Raw genomic sequence first — 16,584 nt, forward strand, 5'->3', positions numbered from 1 at the left:
AGAATAAATATCATGAGATCATTACTACTTTTTGTATTCCTACTGTCAATGACTACTATCACACTTGGGCAGGAAACCACTATTAAGCCTATTATAGAAAATCAATCAGTTCAGAAGTATGCCTACGCATACATAGTAATTAAAGGTAAATTTCTATCAAAAAAGCTTAAGGTCAATGTTGATTTTGGTGAAACCAAAGAACAGATTAAAGCTGGTAAAGAATACTCCGACTTTCTAACTAATAAAACATCATATGCCGCAATTCTTAATCATATGGTGGACAACAACTTTGAATTAGTCGAAACTCTGGATTACAATGATATAACAGATGGCAGTGGTGGTACAACGGGAATTGTTTTTATCATGAGAAGGAAATTGTAACGAATAATAATTAGATATGGATGATCTTATTAAATCAATGGAAAAAAGTCTCTTAGCATTTGATAAAGAAAGCATTGAAAGAGAGTTAACAAGAAGAGAAAAGAAGGAAATGGAAAATCTTAAGTACGAAATCTATTGGATTAAATTCAAAAAATTTAAAGCAGATTTCGAGAGGTTAATCTTCACTGATGTTCAAGAACTAGCCAATAGTTTAAAAACCACTCTTCTGGATAAAAATATTGTGCTTAGAATCGAAACGCATATAAAAAACAGTACCAGATTTTTTGGTCCTGATCTTTCTTTTTATACAATCATATCGATTAGTGATAAATCGCTAAGCTTAAATAATCGATGGGAAAAATCCCCTTTTCTTTTAATAATAGGTAAGGATGAAAAAGATACAATTGAGCTGTACGATTGTAATCAAGATCTAGAATATGTATATAATTATATTGAAAAAAATGTGTGGGGTGACCCAATAGACCAGTTTAAATTGAAGAAGTACAATTTTTCTTTATTGAAACCACATATTGAAAAGTGGATAGATAAAAATGTAGACAGAATTCTTAATAGCTAGTCTTACAAAGAGAATAATAAGATTATTTAATCTAAAAAGCTGACCAAATTTAAAGAATTACAATAATGAATTATATAACCAAAAGAACTAATGAATCTATCCTTTATTAACATAGGAACAACGGAAATGGCACTTCTTGTCATCCCTCCTCTTCTAGTAGTCATATATACTATTTATCATATTATAAACAATAATAATTTGTCTGGCAGTAAAAGAATACTATGGCTGACAGCAGTACTACTCTTGAACGTTTTTGGATGTCTTTTCTACTGGATAATAGGTCGAGAGAAGGTTAAAGCTATATGAAACATAAATTTACAATTCCTAATTTACCAGATTCCAACTTTGAAATAGAAGTTTCATTTTGGACAGGTAAACAAACATTATACAAAAATAATGAACCTGTTCAGCAATCCACTGAAAAAGGAAAACCTTTTCTTATACCAGATAACAATGGAGGTATCGTGAAAGCATATCCAAAAGCATCATTTCCAGAGATCGTACCAGCTCTAGAAATCGATAATATAAAATACAACGTCATAGAAAAACTTCCTTGGCACCAGTCAGCGCTGTCACTCCTACCCATGTTATTAGTATTCACCGGAGGTGGAATTGGCGGAGGCATCGGTGCAGTTGCATCATTATATAACATGCAACTGTTAAGAGATAACAGACCAGGAATTGGTAAATATCTAAAAGTTATCGGTGTAACATGTGCTGCAGCTGCACTTTATTTTGCTCTAGCAATAGTTATTAAGAAATGGATTGGTTAGGAAATTGAAAGGATCCCAATAATATACATTCAAAGTTAGCAAAGGAATATTAAGCTTTTAAAAAGATAATATGATAGAAGAAATCAAACAATATATAAATGGGTTAGCAACAAAATTCGGCGCAAAAGTTGATTCAGAAAATAGCAACTCTTATGCTATCAGAAACAATGTTGGTGAAGAAGCTTTAAGAGATAATGGTGCTTATTTTGGATTTGTTGAACCTGAGGAAGGAACAAGTGGTCAATATCATGATTTTTCTCTCGTTATTTTCCCCACGAATAATGAGAAAGCATGGCTTGTATGTCTTGGTATTGGGTCTTCTGGTTTCAAAAACGATTATGAATTAGCTTCATATCCTGGTGTGAGACGCTTGTTCAAAAACCTGATAACTGAAAATGGGTATTGCAAATCTGACTTTACAGATATCGAATCTTCATTATCTAAAGCTTTTACTGGTCGTGAAGATTTAAGACATCTAAAAAATAGCATTTCTAGATATACCAAGTTTTTACCTGTTTGCGAAATCATACAAGATGCATCATCTGAAAGTGCTAAAAAAACTATTGCTGCGTTTGTAGCTGCGTATGCACAATTAAGAAACTGGCCAAACAATAATGATCAAAGAAAAGCTGTAAACATTGCTTTAGCTCCTTTTGTCCAGAAAAAAGTAATCAATACAACTTCTGAAGTCATCAATTTAATGACCGATAGAAAATTTGTGGTTTTACAAGGTCCTCCTGGCACAGGTAAAACTAGAACTGCTAAAGAGGCAGCGCAAAAAATTAAAGCTAAGGTTTTCTTTACCCAGTTTCATGCTGAAACGAGTTACTCGGATTTCATTTATGGTATTCGTCCAGACACTTCTAAAGAAACATTACTTTACAAAGAAAATCATGGTATCTTTTCGCAAGCCATAAAACATGCTTTAACGCATGTTAATGAAGATGTAGTACTCATCATAGATGAAATCAACCGTGCTAATTTGGCGAATGTACTAGGTCCTATCTTCTACTTGTTTGAGCATAAAATAGAGCACAGTGATATTGAAATCGAAATTGCACCTGGATTATCAATTAATAGATTGCCTTCCAACTTTTTTGTACTTGCAACCATGAATACAGCGGATAGAAGTCTAGCTGTAGTTGATTTTGCATTGAGAAGAAGGTTTGCTTGGTATACCATTCAACCTCAAGCCTTGGAAGGTAAATATGCTAAAGGTGTCACGAAGTTGGCAAACGAAAACTCATTCTTTAATAGTGATTTTGATGAAATAAGCAAAATATTCAATTGGTACGCGTCTAGTGAAGAGTTGTCATTGCAGCCTGGTCAAGGATATTTCATAGCGCAAACTGAAGAAGAAATGAGCAATAGAATCAAATACGAAATCTTTCCACTAATAAAGGAATATCTGCAGGAAGGTCTATTGCGATCAGCTAAAGAAGAGTTTAATACATATTTTATGAATCGGATAAATCTAAGCTTAGTTGATTAATGCATAAATCGCTTGATATATTTTATCAAATACCTTGTTTAACGGAGTCTTCGACGAAGTTAAGTGGTACAGCTATTCAAAAAAAATGGTTTAGGGCCGCGGATAAAAGAATAATGGGACAATTTCTTCAAAAATTTGTTTCATATAACCAAACGAGCTTTGATTTTTTAGGTGTAAATCCATTCCTAGTTGGCAATGACCAGCATGTAGAAATTGGTTTCCAAAGTAGTCATTATATTGGTGCAATTCCTTTAAGAAGTTCCGATACCGGTAAACAGATCGGAGACTTCTTGGTCGTCCCCCGATTTATGGGTAAGAATATATTTGAAGAGTATGTTGACATCATAAACTTACTGGGAAGTGATCTAAAAATTGATTTTCTAGAGTCTTTACCATTAGCATCTGGCAAAAACTTCCGTCCTCCACTTTATTTGGAAGCGGTTAAATTTATCCACGTTTTAGAAAAATTAGTGAAGATCCCGTGGCGGAAATTCACGAATAAAGAGATCGTAAAAGATGAGCCTCTGGGGCAGGTCAATTGGAATAAATACATACAAAATGAATACAAGGTAGAAAACAAGTTAAAGTATCCGGTTAGACAGAATTTGCTAACCGAGCTACATGCCGAATATGCTCAAATCCGCTATGTCTTTGATATTTGTACGGAAAGCCTATCGGCAAACACAACCCCAATAAAAATCAAAAGTGCTGTAAGATCCAAATTAGATTTTATAAACAGCAAAATGAAGTTTCACAAACCGCAAAAGACAAGTGAAATACAAATACATCATGCAGACAGTCTGCTGATAAAAGAATGCAAAACAATTGCAAATAGGATCTTAAAACATCAATTAGTTGATTCCATTGCGTGGCGTGTAGACTTTAACGAGGTGTTTGAAAAGTTTGTACAACATATATTCAAAGAATACGCAAAAGAATCGGGAGGACAACTATTTACAAACTTCAAATTTCGATCAAACAAATCCAAGTCATTCTCGTGGGAATTAAAACAACTTGAACCTGATGCGATCTTAAAAAAGGATACGATCGACGTATTTATTGATGCGAAATACAAGGCTCACTTATTCAACAAATACGATCAAAGTGAAAAACTAAAAGAGGAACATCGTAGAGACCTACACCAAATCCTTGCCTATAATTCGTTCAGTACTGGTCTTGTAAAATATGGTTTTCTGTGTTACCCTGCGAACGACGTCGAATGCAAACATATCAACTACCATAATTCATTAAATAACACGCAAAATAAAATATTCATTTTAGGTATCCCGCTGTCAAAAAGCGTCATTCCTCGTGTTAAAGAAGTTTTGATTAAAGAACTCGATCAAATATTTGATCACTTACAAAGCACCTAATCGTTATGTCTACAAAATTTCAAATCAATGACCCCAGTCTTGAATCGCAATGGCGTGCACTTATCTTGTTTGGTAAAAACTCCGCTACCTATAAGTTTGCTTTTGCGAAGGCCATTATTGAATTATTAGATCAAAATAAAACGACGCTGACTTTAGAGGATCTGGCAAGTCCATTCGCTCGAAATATCGTTGCGCATTTGAAAAAAAGTGATAAACAAGGGAACTCATCATCTAGTAAATTTCTAAATACCTGCAGAGATTTTATTGATTGTAAGCTGAGTGAAGATCAATTGATCCAAGAGACTACTAAATTAGGTTTTGTCAACGTGGTGGATGCTTTTCAAAATGTAAATGGCGGTATCGTCACCGATCCCTTTTATCACAAAAACTACGTGGAGGGTAAGAAAGAAATTATTCTGACAGACAGCATATTCAAGTTAAAAGAGACATTACAATTTATAAATTTAGATCAAGAAGTAGAGGCACGATGGAATTTGGTAGAGACCGCCTGGAATCTTCAGATTAATCCCAATTTGCTTGAAGTAAAACATGACGCTCTTAAAGAAGAGCTATTTATGGAATCAGATTTTATGCGTCGAATCAATATGACAACTGTAAGGGATGCTTTAAGTGGTTATCAAAAAGGGAAATGCTTCTATTCATACCAAGACATATTTTTGAATGCAGGATCTCCACAGATCTGTGCTGTGGACCATTTCCTCCCACATTTGAATAAAAAAGCACATTCGGTCGAGGAAGCAAATATCAATGGTGTGTGGAACTTAGTTTTGGCAGACCCTAAAGTCAACATTGCTAAAAGTTCACGCGTACCGCATCGTCGGTTTTTAGAACGTTTGTATAATCGTAATGAGTTCTACATAGAAAGCAAACATCCTCTTGCAGAAACAATCGTTAATCAAACAGGGAAAACAAAGGAGAGGAGGCGCTTGTTTCTTCAACAACAATACAATGTAGCACTCTCCCACTCCATTCACGAGTGGACGCCCAGTATTGAAATACCGGGTACATTTTAATACTTTTGAATATGCAAGGAATCAAAATAATACTTCTCTTCATCGCTTTAATGTTGACTGGATCAAACATGATCTATGCACACGAAGATACGGCTCTAAACAGCGCACTAGAAAAGATGACGCAGAGTGTAGTAACTAATAATCCTCAGGAGTATATACGACACACATCACCACGTTTAATTATAGTAATGGGAGGTGAAGAAAATGCTTTAAAACTATTCAAAGAATCTCTTTCAACTCTTAGAGATGTTCACAATATTACAATAGATACAGTAATCAATTATAATAAACTGGATGTTATAAAACTGGAAACCATAAGTTTCAAATTTATACCACAAATAATGGTTACAAGTGTTGCCGATACAGAAGAGAGCATTCTTATTGTTACTAATGTATTGGCGATAAAAGAAAATGTTTCGCCTGAGTGGAAGTTTATAGATACAAATTTCGTAGGTGATGAAGAGATCGATATCATGATCCCTGAATTTAAAGATAAGGTAAAAATTCCTAGATTGGCAGAGGAACCCTTAATACTTCCTAAAAAAGAAGTTCAAAAAGTATTACAAAATATGTTGAATTTTCTTGATGAAAGTCTTAAACAGAAACCTGCAGTGATCGATTACCCATAATCATTTTTTATAATCACTCATTCACTCTATTTTAAAACAACAAACGATGAGTATCAATAACTTTCTAGAATTACCTGTCGATAAACATATCGGACAAACAGAGCATTTCTTTTTGATCCGAGATGGCTTTCCTGTTTCACTAGGCCATACGTTGATTATCAGTAAGCAACTACGCAAAGATTATTTTGAGCTAACTCACGATGAGAAAATGGATCTTGATAATGCCATACTCCTAGCTAAAACGCTAATAGAAGCCGAATCAACGCCAGACGGCTATAATATCGGTATGAACTGCGGAGAAGCTGCTGGTCAAACTGTTTTTCACTTTCACTGTCACCTCATCCCCCGCTTCGCTGGCGATATGGAAAACCCTCGAGGTGGTGTAAGACATGTGATACCTAGCAAGGGGAGTTATTGATTAATATAGCACGTTGCTTAAAATAATACCATTCTCCTTTATGATAAGGAACACTGTTTTGTTTTTTTAAACTCTTATATTTTTTTCTAGTACGGTTATTATAAAATTATAAAAGATTTAACTACATTAGAATAAACAATTATTCCCTATCACAATTTAAACTTATTAGTACAAAACTAGTTTTCATTCGGATCATTAGTTATACAGTAAAATTGTTTTACATAAAAAGTACTATGAAGCATTTAAATTACGATTTCTAGTAACTAAAAACATTAAAAAAACTAAGATCAGAATATTAAGCAATAATATATTATTTTCTACCGATTCACATAATATAATTCTAATTAAGAAAAACTCCATACAAATCTAAAATGAAAAATAAGCCCCTAGAACCGATTAAATTCAATTTCTATAAATTAGATATTTTACCATTAAAAGAAAATGGAGATTTAAGAGCTAAAGATCTTTTGGATAAAATTATTAGCGTATGCTCTCCGAACAAAAATGGCAATAAAGGGTATTTAATAGATAGATTTGAAAGTAGAATTGGTGTTGATAGACGTGAATTATTTATTAATTATATTACTTATAATCATCTCCAAAAAAGATACAAGGGGTCCATTTGCTTATTAAGACGAGGCAAAACGCCAATGGTAAAACCACTAGAGAGTTACAGCTTAATTCCTTTAGAAAGCTTAAATCTTGGTTCTTTAGCTGAAACCACTCATTTTTTTATAGATGTCTCATCAACTAAAATAATTTTATGCTTCGAGTATAATTACTATGGTCCAAGAATTTCAGATTTGGAATATTATTTTAGAAATATTGGAAAAGATAATTTAGGTATAACCAAAAAAACTTCTATTACTTTTTTCTTAGACAGACCATTTGAAGAAGTACTTGATAATATTAAGGAATTAAATAGTTTCGATATTAAAATTGAACCAAAAAAAATTGCTCAAATTGAAAAAAAAATTGTTAACAGCTATTTTACTTCCTTAAACTCAATAGGCTCATTGTTTTCTCCTAAATACTTATCATTTAAAGCTTATTACCAAACACCTGGAGCAAGTATAAGAACTGATAGTAGCAAAGCAAAAAGTATGGTCGAAAAACTTATTAAAAGCTTTAGATCAGGACATACGGATTTAGAAAGTTTTGATTCATTTACAATTGAATTTATAAATCAGAATGATGAACCTGATAAATTGAACCTGATAAAAAATCAAAAATCATTTACTATCGAAGTTAATATGGATGAAATTAGATCTCATAATGATTGGTATATACTTATAGAAAATGAGTTTAATAAATTTATAGAACAACAAAATGGTTAATTATATTATAGACTTTTATTTTAAACATTCGGTAAAAATAGATTACTTTTTAAGTTTTTTAATTTGTTATGGAATTTATGTACTGCATACCAATTGTATAATTAAGACACCTAAAGATCAGACAATAACGACGAATGCATCTGAAACTATAACTATTTTATTAACAATAACTGGATTCATCTTAACATTATTAACCGTTCTAATAACTTTTAAGTCTGGAAGTAAGAGTATTAATGATGAAAATATATCAAAATCTTCTATGTCAGAGATTTTTTATGGCACATCTTTATATCTATTAACTGTTATTCAACTGAAAAACTGCATAAAGTCTTTAGTCGCTTCTTCAATAATAATATACGTAACCCGATTATTTTTAGCCGATTATGACATTATATTTTTATACTATTCTAGTATAATAGGTATATTTATTATATTATCTACAATTTGTAGATCGCTAGTTATTCTAGGTAAAATAATTGAAATTCAAGGAAATTAATTTGTATTAACAATAAATTTACTATTAAAGTATCATTTTCAAACTACCAAGGTCCATTGAATAATTTCGTATTATAAAATACGACAAATTGAAATTATTCAGCATTTTACATTACCGTATTTGTATTTCGGTTGAATTCCTTGCTATACTCTTAATCCGTACACTAATTAAAAGTCTACATTTAAATAAAAACTTCTTCATTTAAAATCCTACGATTACTGGTAATTTTTCCTGGCTCATATTCAACATCAGGATAAAAGTCCTCCGTAAAATACTGAATTCTATAACTTTCAGGAATATTTTTAATTAAATCGTACTTAGTTACATACTTTAAGTTTTCATCAGATTTATTTAGCTCCCAATCTCTTCCAAAAATTGATATACTATTCAAAAAAAAGATAAGTTGTTCATGATTAGAAAATAATGCTCTTAAAAACTTAACATGATCCCATTTTTGATAATACAAATTTTTTTCATGCTTGAAATTATCAACATACTGTATTATCATATATAAATGCCTAAAATAGTGTCCCAGCCTACTTTGATGACCATTATGATATCTAATAAAATTACTTTCATTTGGATTTTCCCAATTAAGAAATTCACAAAATGATTTATAAACCGTCCAATCGTCAATTAAAGATTTATTATTTACCCAATAAGTAGGTTTAAAACTTAGATAATTAAGTAAATGATCTATATAAATGTTATTATATCTCCTTTTCAAACTAGCTTTAATGGATTTACGTCCATTATCTGATACACCATAATATAAGACTAAATATGCAATTTCCAATTCTGAATAAAGAGAATGATCTTTACATTTATTCAATTCAATCTTATAATTATACTCATCTAAGGTATCACATGTTTGGTACTTGAAGGCTATATTAAAAGCTTTTATGTCAGACAACGCGGATTTAAATTCTTGATGTAATGCATAAAAAAAATCCTTTCCATAATAAACCTCTTCTGACTCTCTACTTTTTAGTTCAAACTTATTTACTATATCATTATAATTATCGACAAGCTTGAAGATCCTATTCTCAAATTTATCCAAGTTATAGTTTAATTCTTGATCTTTAAATTGAGTTATTACAACCTGATTTGCTTGATATTGAACATAAAAAGCTAAACCAGTGACGATAACTGCCACTAAAGCTATAAAAGGGTTCATTATACCACCAATTGTATCCCCTATAGCTCCTGTTTCAGCAGAAAAATTAAATATACTATTCTTATATTCTCTGGTAAATAAATATGGTGCTATTACACTGAATATGATTAAAAGCAAACCTATCCCCAGTAAATTCTTAATGATAGGTGAAAATTTCGGAGAGTTCTCTTTAATATCTTGTGATAGAGATTTCCACCATTTGCTTTCATTAATTAATATTACAAATATTAATAATATAAATAAAGTAAAAAGTACATAATAAACATCAGTACAGTGCATAATAAGAAATAATAAATTGATTAACATTAATTAAATAGGTTGCTAAAAATAATAGTTCAAGTATTAAACTATTATAAAAAACTCAAGTATTCCGCTAAGTTAACAATATTCTATTATTCAACAAACATCTAGAATATAAACACCTGTTTATTAATGATTTTCACGTTACAATCTCGTAATTTTATTTACAAAACTCAGCAGAAAGAGTAATGTAAAAATTATTAACCACAAAGAGACCTTATCACATCTACACCAATATCCTCTTTCAATTCACCTGCTTCATCTAAGATAGAAAACAAACCGATCTTAGCGTGAAACTGTCTTGCGTTATAAACAGCATGTAGATTTGTATCATCTAAGGTTATATGGTGCGGGTAGAGTAACATTCCTCCTGTTGCTTGCCAATAATCTGAGTAGACATAGATTTGTCTTAAATCTTGTGACGATATGCTTTCATAGCTATAATTCTTCCATTTGCTATCAATAATATAAACTTGCTTAGTTTCTTTATGTTGTAAGATGATATCGGGTCGAATGATTTTGTTCTTCCAAAACTTCCTTTCCACTTGACTTGTAACCAGCCAGTCTTTCGATGCTTGCTGAATTTTCACCAACAAATATTGCTCCCATAGATTGTTCATGTTAAACATAAGTGCTAGCATATTTTCAGAACCTGAATTTACATTAGGAGCATAATTAAGGATAATCAAACGAGAGATTTCAATAACTCTTCGGTAAGATTCGTTTTTACGTGAATAACTCAACGATTCAAAGGTCTTCTTGGTAAGATTTACATCTTTAACTTCAGGGAAGTATAATTGAACAGTTTTACAACGTCCATAGCGGTAGGTGCCCTTAGATAGTTTTCCGACAACTTTTAACGCGATATTTATAATGTGATGGAGCAAATGGTCAGTGCCATAAACTTGATGTGTTGTATAAAAACGTTCTTGATGAACGTTATTACGCTGAATATGGCCTGAAAATTTTAATTTACCTTTCAGTGCTAAAGTATTTTTAGTCTCGGAATAGTATTTTTTGATTAGGCCACGATGCTGTAAATGCTCTACTTCAGAAAGAAACCAGTCAAAATAGATATCCAAAAGATGGATGTCCTGTTTATCAACGAAAGCATTACCCACTTGCTCTACACGAAGATGCTCTGTTTGCTGAAGCATCTGGATCAATACATCTCGCCACTTAACCTGTACTGTGACACGTTCTATTTTTGGCAACACCTCAATGATAAGATTATCTATCTGAAGAACACCAACATAACTCTTGAATTTCACACCGTCATAAATGGGTATAAAATACTTTGCGCCATGCAATTCATTGAATTTAAGTAAAGCATCAAAATAATGCTTTTCAAAACGAAATAGCTGTCCACCTATAGTTTTATAAACGTGGTTTAATAAAAGCACGTCGTGCTCATATACTTGAATGACTTGATGCACTTTAACGGAGGAGTTTATTCACTGCTTCAACTATTGTATCAGCTTTAATTTCGTTAAATTGATAAGTTGGCTTCAAATTAGGTAATCGATTTACAAAAGACAAACTAGGAAACAATTCGTCTGCTTGAATATCCTTGTTATCTACACTGATAAAGCCTTCACCCAATACTAATGCGATCTTTTCTTCATCGTGGTAAAAGTATTCCTGCAATAAAGGAACAATACAATTTTTAAAAGCACTCGCTAGATCCTCTAAAGTTTTAACATTGATGAAGTATGAGTGACCTATCTGATGATTAACATCTAATAAGGCTACAATACGCATATTAATAAGCGTTAATATAGAAGCTAAATCTATCAATTGACCTTCATCAGTTTTTAAAATACCCTCGCAGTCTTTCAAAGCTCCATCTGTACGTATTAATATTGGATCCGGCATCAGCTCTGTGAAGGCAAATCGCCTGCGAAGAGCAGTATCTAATGCTTCAACAGATCGATCTGCTGTATTCATCGTACCTATTATATAGAGGTTGCTTGGCACCGATAAAGTTTCTTTGCTATAGGGTAAAGTAACTTCAAGAGCTTCATACTTTCCTGATCGTTTAGATTCCTCTATCAAAGTAATAAGCTCTCCAAATATAGCTGACACGTTACCACGATTGATTTCGTCAATGATAAGTACATAGTTTTGTTCCTGCGCAACTTTATTTACGCCCCGTTCTACTTTTAAATCATTATAGGTTTGTAATCTGTTTAAAATTGCGGGATAGTATATACCTACGCCAGCTTTAAAGTCGTATTCCTTCCCGTAATAAAGATCTTCAAGAGTTTTTATACTCAAAGTATGACCTGTGCCTCCACTAGCTTTCTTAAATTGGATGGAGGTATTCGTAAATCCAATGATTGAATAATCGTACCCTGCTGTCTTTAATGGAAAAGCGATCGTGTTATCATCTTCCCAGTCTAGTTTCAATTTATCAAATACTTCTTCAAATGGTTTTTTTAATCTATTAATGGATAAGTTTAATGTAATATTTGTCTCAGCTGCCTTGCATATATTTCTAAAAATGCCTGGTTGCACGTCATATTTCACAAATGTATCACTAGGCACTGGTTTAAGGGGCTTAATCCCCTCGACAAAATCCTCATAACTCATACTCTGGTGAAAAGTCGTAAAGACAATTTGCCCTGCTTCCAATAATCGATTGTACTCTGCTTTAATAATAGATCGATCTTGAGTTAAATCAAAAGATGGATTTATGATAGAAATAGCTTTGTTAACAGTATTGTAAGTTTTCCCTGTTCCCGGAGGACCATATAGTATTTGATTAAGAGGCATATTGATTTGTGTTTTTTCAGGTAACGTAATGGATTCATTTGAGGTATTCTTACTCGTATGCGCCTCAATTCTATTTTCCATACGACTGATTCGATTTTCAAATTCACTTAATTGAACACGGTGAGCTTTAAACATGGGATTATTTTCCTTTTCCTTTAAAATAGCAACATCAACGAGTTCAATAATTTGAGTAAGTTGCTGATCAATATCAGAAAACATCGCTTCAAGAGAGATATAGTTCTCTTGAATAGGCGCAATGAGCATCCTGAACATTTTGTTCTGCTCGTTAACCTTTTGTTTGAATAAAAATTTCTGTTGTAAAGGATCTTTTAAATCCTTAATTACATTTAAGACAGACTGATTTTGTGGGTCACTTGGTTGTTGTGTTTGCGTAAAATCAAAATTATAGGTGTATACAGATTCATTTAACGTAAAAACGAGACTAATAGCTTCTGCTGACGAACCAGGAAAGGAAACAGGCATAGCATAAAAGCTTGTCGCAAAATAATTGGACCGCTCCGTTCCAATAAAATAATCCTTCTCCGAATTTGTACCTTTCTTCTTGCGAACATTAAAGGTAAACGTCTTGTCTAATTGATGCTTAGTATACAACCAATCAAAAACTACCTTTTCAAATTCTTTATAACTTAACATATAAATATCTCAAATAATTCAAATAATTTCTTCTCTACATCCAGGCTGACATAAATGGTTAATATATTTTGCTTAAAATAAACAAATTAAATGCATTTAAAGCGGAAAAGTAAACATTTTAGTATAATTAAATTTTTAGGTTCCCTTATATAGCAGGAAGTAGTAAGTTTTACAAGATGTTATTAAGTTTACATGTCTTTATTATTCTGATTATTTATTCTCCGAAATGATTGAATACAGAAGATTGATAGAAAGATTGAAAAAAAACAATTACTTTAGTGAATTCTTACGGATGGTAAAATTCCTATTTAAATAACATCACTCTAAATGTCAGAAGAACAGAAAAAAATATTAGAGCAACAGCTTTGGAATATAGCTAATACTTTACGCGGTAAAATGAATGCAGATGAATTCCGTGATTACATATTAGGCTTTATATTCTATAAATATTTAGCTGAAAAAATGGAAATTTTCGCAAACTCTATTCTTGAACAGGATAATATTCAATTCAGAAATATATCAGAAAAGACAAAAGAGGGTCAGAAATATATCGAAGCAATAAAAGAAGAAGCTCTTGAAACTTTAGGATACTTTTTGAAACCATCTGAACTTTTTGGTGAAATTGCAAAAAGAGGTAATAGTGATACTAATACCTTTATTCTCGAAGATCTACAGAAAATATTGACTAATATACAATTGAGTACCATGGGAACGCAAAGTGAAGAAGACTTTGATAACCTATTTGAAGATATGGATCTCAATAGTACAAAATTGGGTAAAACTGCAGATGCAAGAAATGCTATTATTGTTAAAGTATTAATACACCTTGACGAAATTGATTTTAAACTGGAACATAGTGAGCTCGACGTACTGGGTGATGCTTATGAATATTTAATAGGACAATTTGCAAGTGGAGCAGGTAAGAAAGCGGGTGAATTCTATACACCACAAGAAGTTTCTAAAATTTTGGCAAAAATTGTTACTACAGGAAAAAATAGACTGAAATCTGTTTATGATCCAACCTGTGGATCTGGTTCGCTTCTATTACGTGTTGCTCGGGAGGTAAAAGATGTAAATAATTTCTACGGACAAGAGATGAATCGAACCACCTACAATCTTGCCCGAATGAACATGATACTTCATGGTGTGCATTATATGAAGTTCGACATCAAGCAAGAAGACACGCTGGAGCATCCACAGCATTTAAATGATATGCCATTTGAAGCTATAGTCGCTAACCCTCCTTTTTCTGCTAATTGGAGCGCAAATCCTCTGTTTCTAAATGATGATCGTTTCAGTCAATATGGAAAGTTAGCACCTGCAAGTAAGGCAGACTTTGCATTTGTGCAACACATGATTTATCATCTAGCGGAAAATGGTACAATGGCAATTGTACTACCTCATGGAGTGCTATTCCGCGGTGCTGCAGAGTTACAAATTCGTAAATACTTAATAGAACAGAAAAATTATTTGGATGCTGTCATTGGGTTACCTGCTAATATCTTTTATGGCACCAGTATCCCTACGTGTATACTAGTATTCAAAAAATGTCGAGAAACACCTGATGATGTCTTGTTTATAGATGCAAGCAAAGAGTTTGATAAGGTAAAAAATCAAAATATACTACGAAACATCCATATTAATAAAATTGTAGAAACTTATCGAAATAGAACTGAGATTGAAAAATATAGTCATCTAGCTTCATTAAAAGAGATATCTGATAACGACTACAATCTTAACATACCACGTTATGTAGACACTTTCGAGGAGCAAGAGGAAATCGATATTCAAGCTGTGATGGCTGAAATTAAACTCTTAGAAGCCAAACGTGCAGACCTAGATAAAGAAATTGATGTTTATTTCAAAGAATTGGGCCTTATTTTCTAATTATTCAAATCCTTAATGTTATTAATAACGAAACTACAATGACCAAGATTGCGAATAAAAAATTAAAAGTAGGTAACGTTCCTAATTTGAGATTTCCGGAGTTTGGGGGAGAATGGGAATTTAAGAATGGGAATCAAATTTTTGATAATATTTCAAATAAAAACCATAATTCGGACTTGCCAATACTTGCAATAACTCAGGAATTTGGGGCTATTCCGAGAAATCTTATAGACTATAAAATATCTGTTACTGATAAAAGTGTTGAAGGTTATAAAGTTGTTGAAAAAGGTGATTTTATTATTAGCTTGAGGTCATTTCAAGGTGGAATCGAATATTCTGAATATAAAGGTATTTGTAGCCCTGCTTACATAATATTAAGATCAAAAGCTCAAATCATTGATAAATTTTTCAAATTTTATCTAAAAACTCCTGCGTACATTATTTCTTTGAATAAAAATCTGGAAGGTATACGTGATGGAAAAATGATTAGTTATAAATATTTTTCTGAAATTCATTTACCTCTTCCGCATATTGAAGAGCAGAATAAAATTTCCAATTTTTTTAATTTAATTGAAGCAAGAATTCAAACCCAAAACAAAATAATTGAGGGTTTAAAATCGCGAAAAATTATAGTTTTAAAGCAGATCTTTGATCAGACCTTAAAATTTAAAAATGATGAAGGAAACTCTTATCCTAATTGGACCAGAAAAACACTTGGTGATATATCAGAAAGGGTTGTTTCCAAAAATAAAGAAGATAATAAAAATGTGCTAACTATATCAGCGCAACATGGATTGATAAGTCAACTAGAATATTTTAACAAGTCAGTATCAGCAAAAGATGTTACGGGATATTATCTACTAAAAAGAGACGATTTTGCTTACAATAAAAGTTATTCCGCGGGTTATGCTATGGGGGCTATAAAGAGGTTGATAAGGTATGATAAAGGTGTGGTATCAACATTATATATATGTTTTCGTTTTAATGAATTGGTCAGCAAAACCTTTATGGAACAATATTTTGAAGCAGGACTTCAAAATATTGAAATTGAAAAAATTGCTCAAGAGGGCGCAAGAAATCATGGTCTTTTAAATATCGGAATATCTGATTTTTTTAATATTTCTTTAATATTACCATCTTTTTCGGAGCAGAAAAAGATAGCAGATTTTTTATCTGTTCTAGATAATTCTATTAGTAATGAAATTACTTATTTACAAAAATTAGAAGAACAAAAAAAGTTTTTTTTGAGAAACCTATTTGTTTAGAGTATTAATTCTGCCC

General features: G+C 32.0%; 15 protein-coding genes. 12 read left to right on the top strand and 3 right to left on the bottom strand.

The window, feature by feature from the left end:
- Positions 1-12 precede the first annotated feature (12 nt).
- The 10 genes from ACFS6I_RS01190 (at position 13) to ACFS6I_RS01235 (ending at position 8,014) form a co-directional block, all read left to right on the top strand.
- On the top strand, positions 13-381 hold the full coding sequence (locus ACFS6I_RS01190) for a hypothetical protein (RefSeq protein ID WP_380917548.1): 369 nt from the start codon (positions 13-15) through the stop codon (positions 379-381).
- Between the two features lie 37 nt (positions 382-418).
- A complete protein-coding gene (locus tag ACFS6I_RS01195; RefSeq protein WP_380917550.1) occupies positions 419-958 on the top strand; it encodes a hypothetical protein in 540 nt (179 codons plus the stop codon).
- A 126-nt stretch (positions 959-1,084) separates the two neighbouring features.
- The gene (locus ACFS6I_RS01200; protein WP_380918155.1) at positions 1,085-1,264 is read left to right on the top strand and encodes a PLDc N-terminal domain-containing protein; all 180 of its coding nucleotides are present in this window, start codon (positions 1,085-1,087) and stop codon (positions 1,262-1,264) included.
- The gene (locus tag ACFS6I_RS01205; protein ID WP_380917552.1) at positions 1,261-1,731 is read left to right on the top strand and encodes a hypothetical protein; all 471 of its coding nucleotides are present in this window, start codon (positions 1,261-1,263) and stop codon (positions 1,729-1,731) included. The genes ACFS6I_RS01200 and ACFS6I_RS01205 overlap by 4 nt, the downstream gene beginning before the upstream one ends.
- Before the next feature lie 70 nt (positions 1,732-1,801).
- The gene (locus ACFS6I_RS01210) at positions 1,802-3,223 is read left to right on the top strand and encodes an McrB family protein (RefSeq protein ID WP_380917554.1); all 1,422 of its coding nucleotides are present in this window, start codon (positions 1,802-1,804) and stop codon (positions 3,221-3,223) included.
- Positions 3,223-4,596, top strand: a complete 1,374-nt coding sequence (locus ACFS6I_RS01215; RefSeq protein ID WP_380917555.1) for a hypothetical protein — start codon at positions 3,223-3,225, stop codon at positions 4,594-4,596. Before ACFS6I_RS01210 ends, ACFS6I_RS01215 begins: the two co-directional genes overlap by 1 nt.
- Positions 4,597-4,601: 5 nt before the next feature.
- A complete protein-coding gene (locus tag ACFS6I_RS01220) occupies positions 4,602-5,630 on the top strand; it encodes a hypothetical protein (RefSeq protein ID WP_380917557.1) in 1,029 nt (342 codons plus the stop codon).
- A gap of 11 nt (positions 5,631-5,641) precedes the next feature.
- Positions 5,642-6,259, top strand: coding sequence for a hypothetical protein (locus ACFS6I_RS01225; protein WP_380917559.1), 618 nt, complete (start codon positions 5,642-5,644; stop codon positions 6,257-6,259).
- Between the two features lie 46 nt (positions 6,260-6,305).
- The gene (locus ACFS6I_RS01230; protein ID WP_380917561.1) at positions 6,306-6,677 is read left to right on the top strand and encodes an HIT family protein; all 372 of its coding nucleotides are present in this window, start codon (positions 6,306-6,308) and stop codon (positions 6,675-6,677) included.
- A 371-nt stretch (positions 6,678-7,048) separates the two neighbouring features.
- Complete coding sequence (locus tag ACFS6I_RS01235) at positions 7,049-8,014, top strand: hypothetical protein (protein WP_380917563.1); 966 nt, start codon at positions 7,049-7,051, stop codon at positions 8,012-8,014.
- A 677-nt stretch (positions 8,015-8,691) separates the two neighbouring features.
- Here the strand turns inward: ACFS6I_RS01235 and ACFS6I_RS01240 are convergent.
- The 3 genes from ACFS6I_RS01240 to ACFS6I_RS01250 form a co-directional block, all read right to left on the bottom strand.
- Positions 8,692-9,966 carry a putative phage abortive infection protein gene (locus tag ACFS6I_RS01240; protein ID WP_380917565.1) on the bottom strand — a complete coding sequence of 425 codons (1,275 nt, stop codon included), beginning with the start codon at positions 9,964-9,966 and terminating at the stop codon, positions 8,692-8,694.
- A gap of 221 nt (positions 9,967-10,187) precedes the next feature.
- The gene (locus ACFS6I_RS01245) at positions 10,188-11,423 is read right to left on the bottom strand and encodes an McrC family protein (protein ID WP_380917566.1); all 1,236 of its coding nucleotides are present in this window, start codon (positions 11,421-11,423) and stop codon (positions 10,188-10,190) included.
- 1 nt (position 11,424) lies between these two features.
- Entirely contained in the window at positions 11,425-13,416 is a 1,992-nt protein-coding gene (locus ACFS6I_RS01250; RefSeq protein ID WP_380917568.1) for an McrB family protein, read from the bottom strand.
- 327 nt (positions 13,417-13,743) lie between these two features.
- Here ACFS6I_RS01250 and ACFS6I_RS01255 point away from each other — a divergent pair, with 327 nt between their 5' ends.
- Together ACFS6I_RS01255 and ACFS6I_RS01260 are read left to right on the top strand one after the other, a co-directional pair.
- A complete protein-coding gene (locus ACFS6I_RS01255; protein WP_132845740.1) occupies positions 13,744-15,303 on the top strand; it encodes a type I restriction-modification system subunit M in 1,560 nt (519 codons plus the stop codon).
- Positions 15,304-15,341: 38 nt separating this feature from the next.
- The gene (locus ACFS6I_RS01260; RefSeq protein ID WP_380917570.1) at positions 15,342-16,568 is read left to right on the top strand and encodes a restriction endonuclease subunit S; all 1,227 of its coding nucleotides are present in this window, start codon (positions 15,342-15,344) and stop codon (positions 16,566-16,568) included.
- Positions 16,569-16,584 lie beyond the last annotated feature (16 nt).

Origin of the sequence: Sphingobacterium anhuiense, assembly GCF_042686355.1 — a bacterium.
Lineage (GTDB): Bacteria > Bacteroidota > Bacteroidia > Sphingobacteriales > Sphingobacteriaceae > Sphingobacterium > Sphingobacterium anhuiense.

Bases quoted from the DNA above. Each gene is read 5' to 3' on its own strand.
- ACFS6I_RS01190 (WP_380917548.1), top strand. From the start codon at position 13: ATGAGATCATTACTACTTTTTGTATTCCTACTGTCAATGACTACTATC.
- ACFS6I_RS01195 (WP_380917550.1), top strand. From the start codon at position 419: ATGGAAAAAAGTCTCTTAGCATTTGATAAAGAAAGCATTGAAAGAGAG.
- ACFS6I_RS01200 (WP_380918155.1), top strand. From the start codon at position 1,085: ATGGCACTTCTTGTCATCCCTCCTCTTCTAGTAGTCATATATACTATT.
- ACFS6I_RS01205 (WP_380917552.1), top strand. From the start codon at position 1,261: ATGAAACATAAATTTACAATTCCTAATTTACCAGATTCCAACTTTGAA.
- ACFS6I_RS01210 (WP_380917554.1), top strand. From the start codon at position 1,802: ATGATAGAAGAAATCAAACAATATATAAATGGGTTAGCAACAAAATTC.
- ACFS6I_RS01215 (WP_380917555.1), top strand. From the start codon at position 3,223: ATGCATAAATCGCTTGATATATTTTATCAAATACCTTGTTTAACGGAG.
- ACFS6I_RS01220 (WP_380917557.1), top strand. From the start codon at position 4,602: ATGTCTACAAAATTTCAAATCAATGACCCCAGTCTTGAATCGCAATGG.
- ACFS6I_RS01225 (WP_380917559.1), top strand. From the start codon at position 5,642: ATGCAAGGAATCAAAATAATACTTCTCTTCATCGCTTTAATGTTGACT.
- ACFS6I_RS01230 (WP_380917561.1), top strand. From the start codon at position 6,306: ATGAGTATCAATAACTTTCTAGAATTACCTGTCGATAAACATATCGGA.
- ACFS6I_RS01235 (WP_380917563.1), top strand. From the start codon at position 7,049: ATGAAAAATAAGCCCCTAGAACCGATTAAATTCAATTTCTATAAATTA.
- ACFS6I_RS01240 (WP_380917565.1), bottom strand. From the start codon at position 9,966: ATGCACTGTACTGATGTTTATTATGTACTTTTTACTTTATTTATATTA.
- ACFS6I_RS01250 (WP_380917568.1), bottom strand. From the start codon at position 13,416: ATGTTAAGTTATAAAGAATTTGAAAAGGTAGTTTTTGATTGGTTGTAT.
- ACFS6I_RS01255 (WP_132845740.1), top strand. From the start codon at position 13,744: ATGTCAGAAGAACAGAAAAAAATATTAGAGCAACAGCTTTGGAATATA.
- ACFS6I_RS01260 (WP_380917570.1), top strand. From the start codon at position 15,342: ATGACCAAGATTGCGAATAAAAAATTAAAAGTAGGTAACGTTCCTAAT.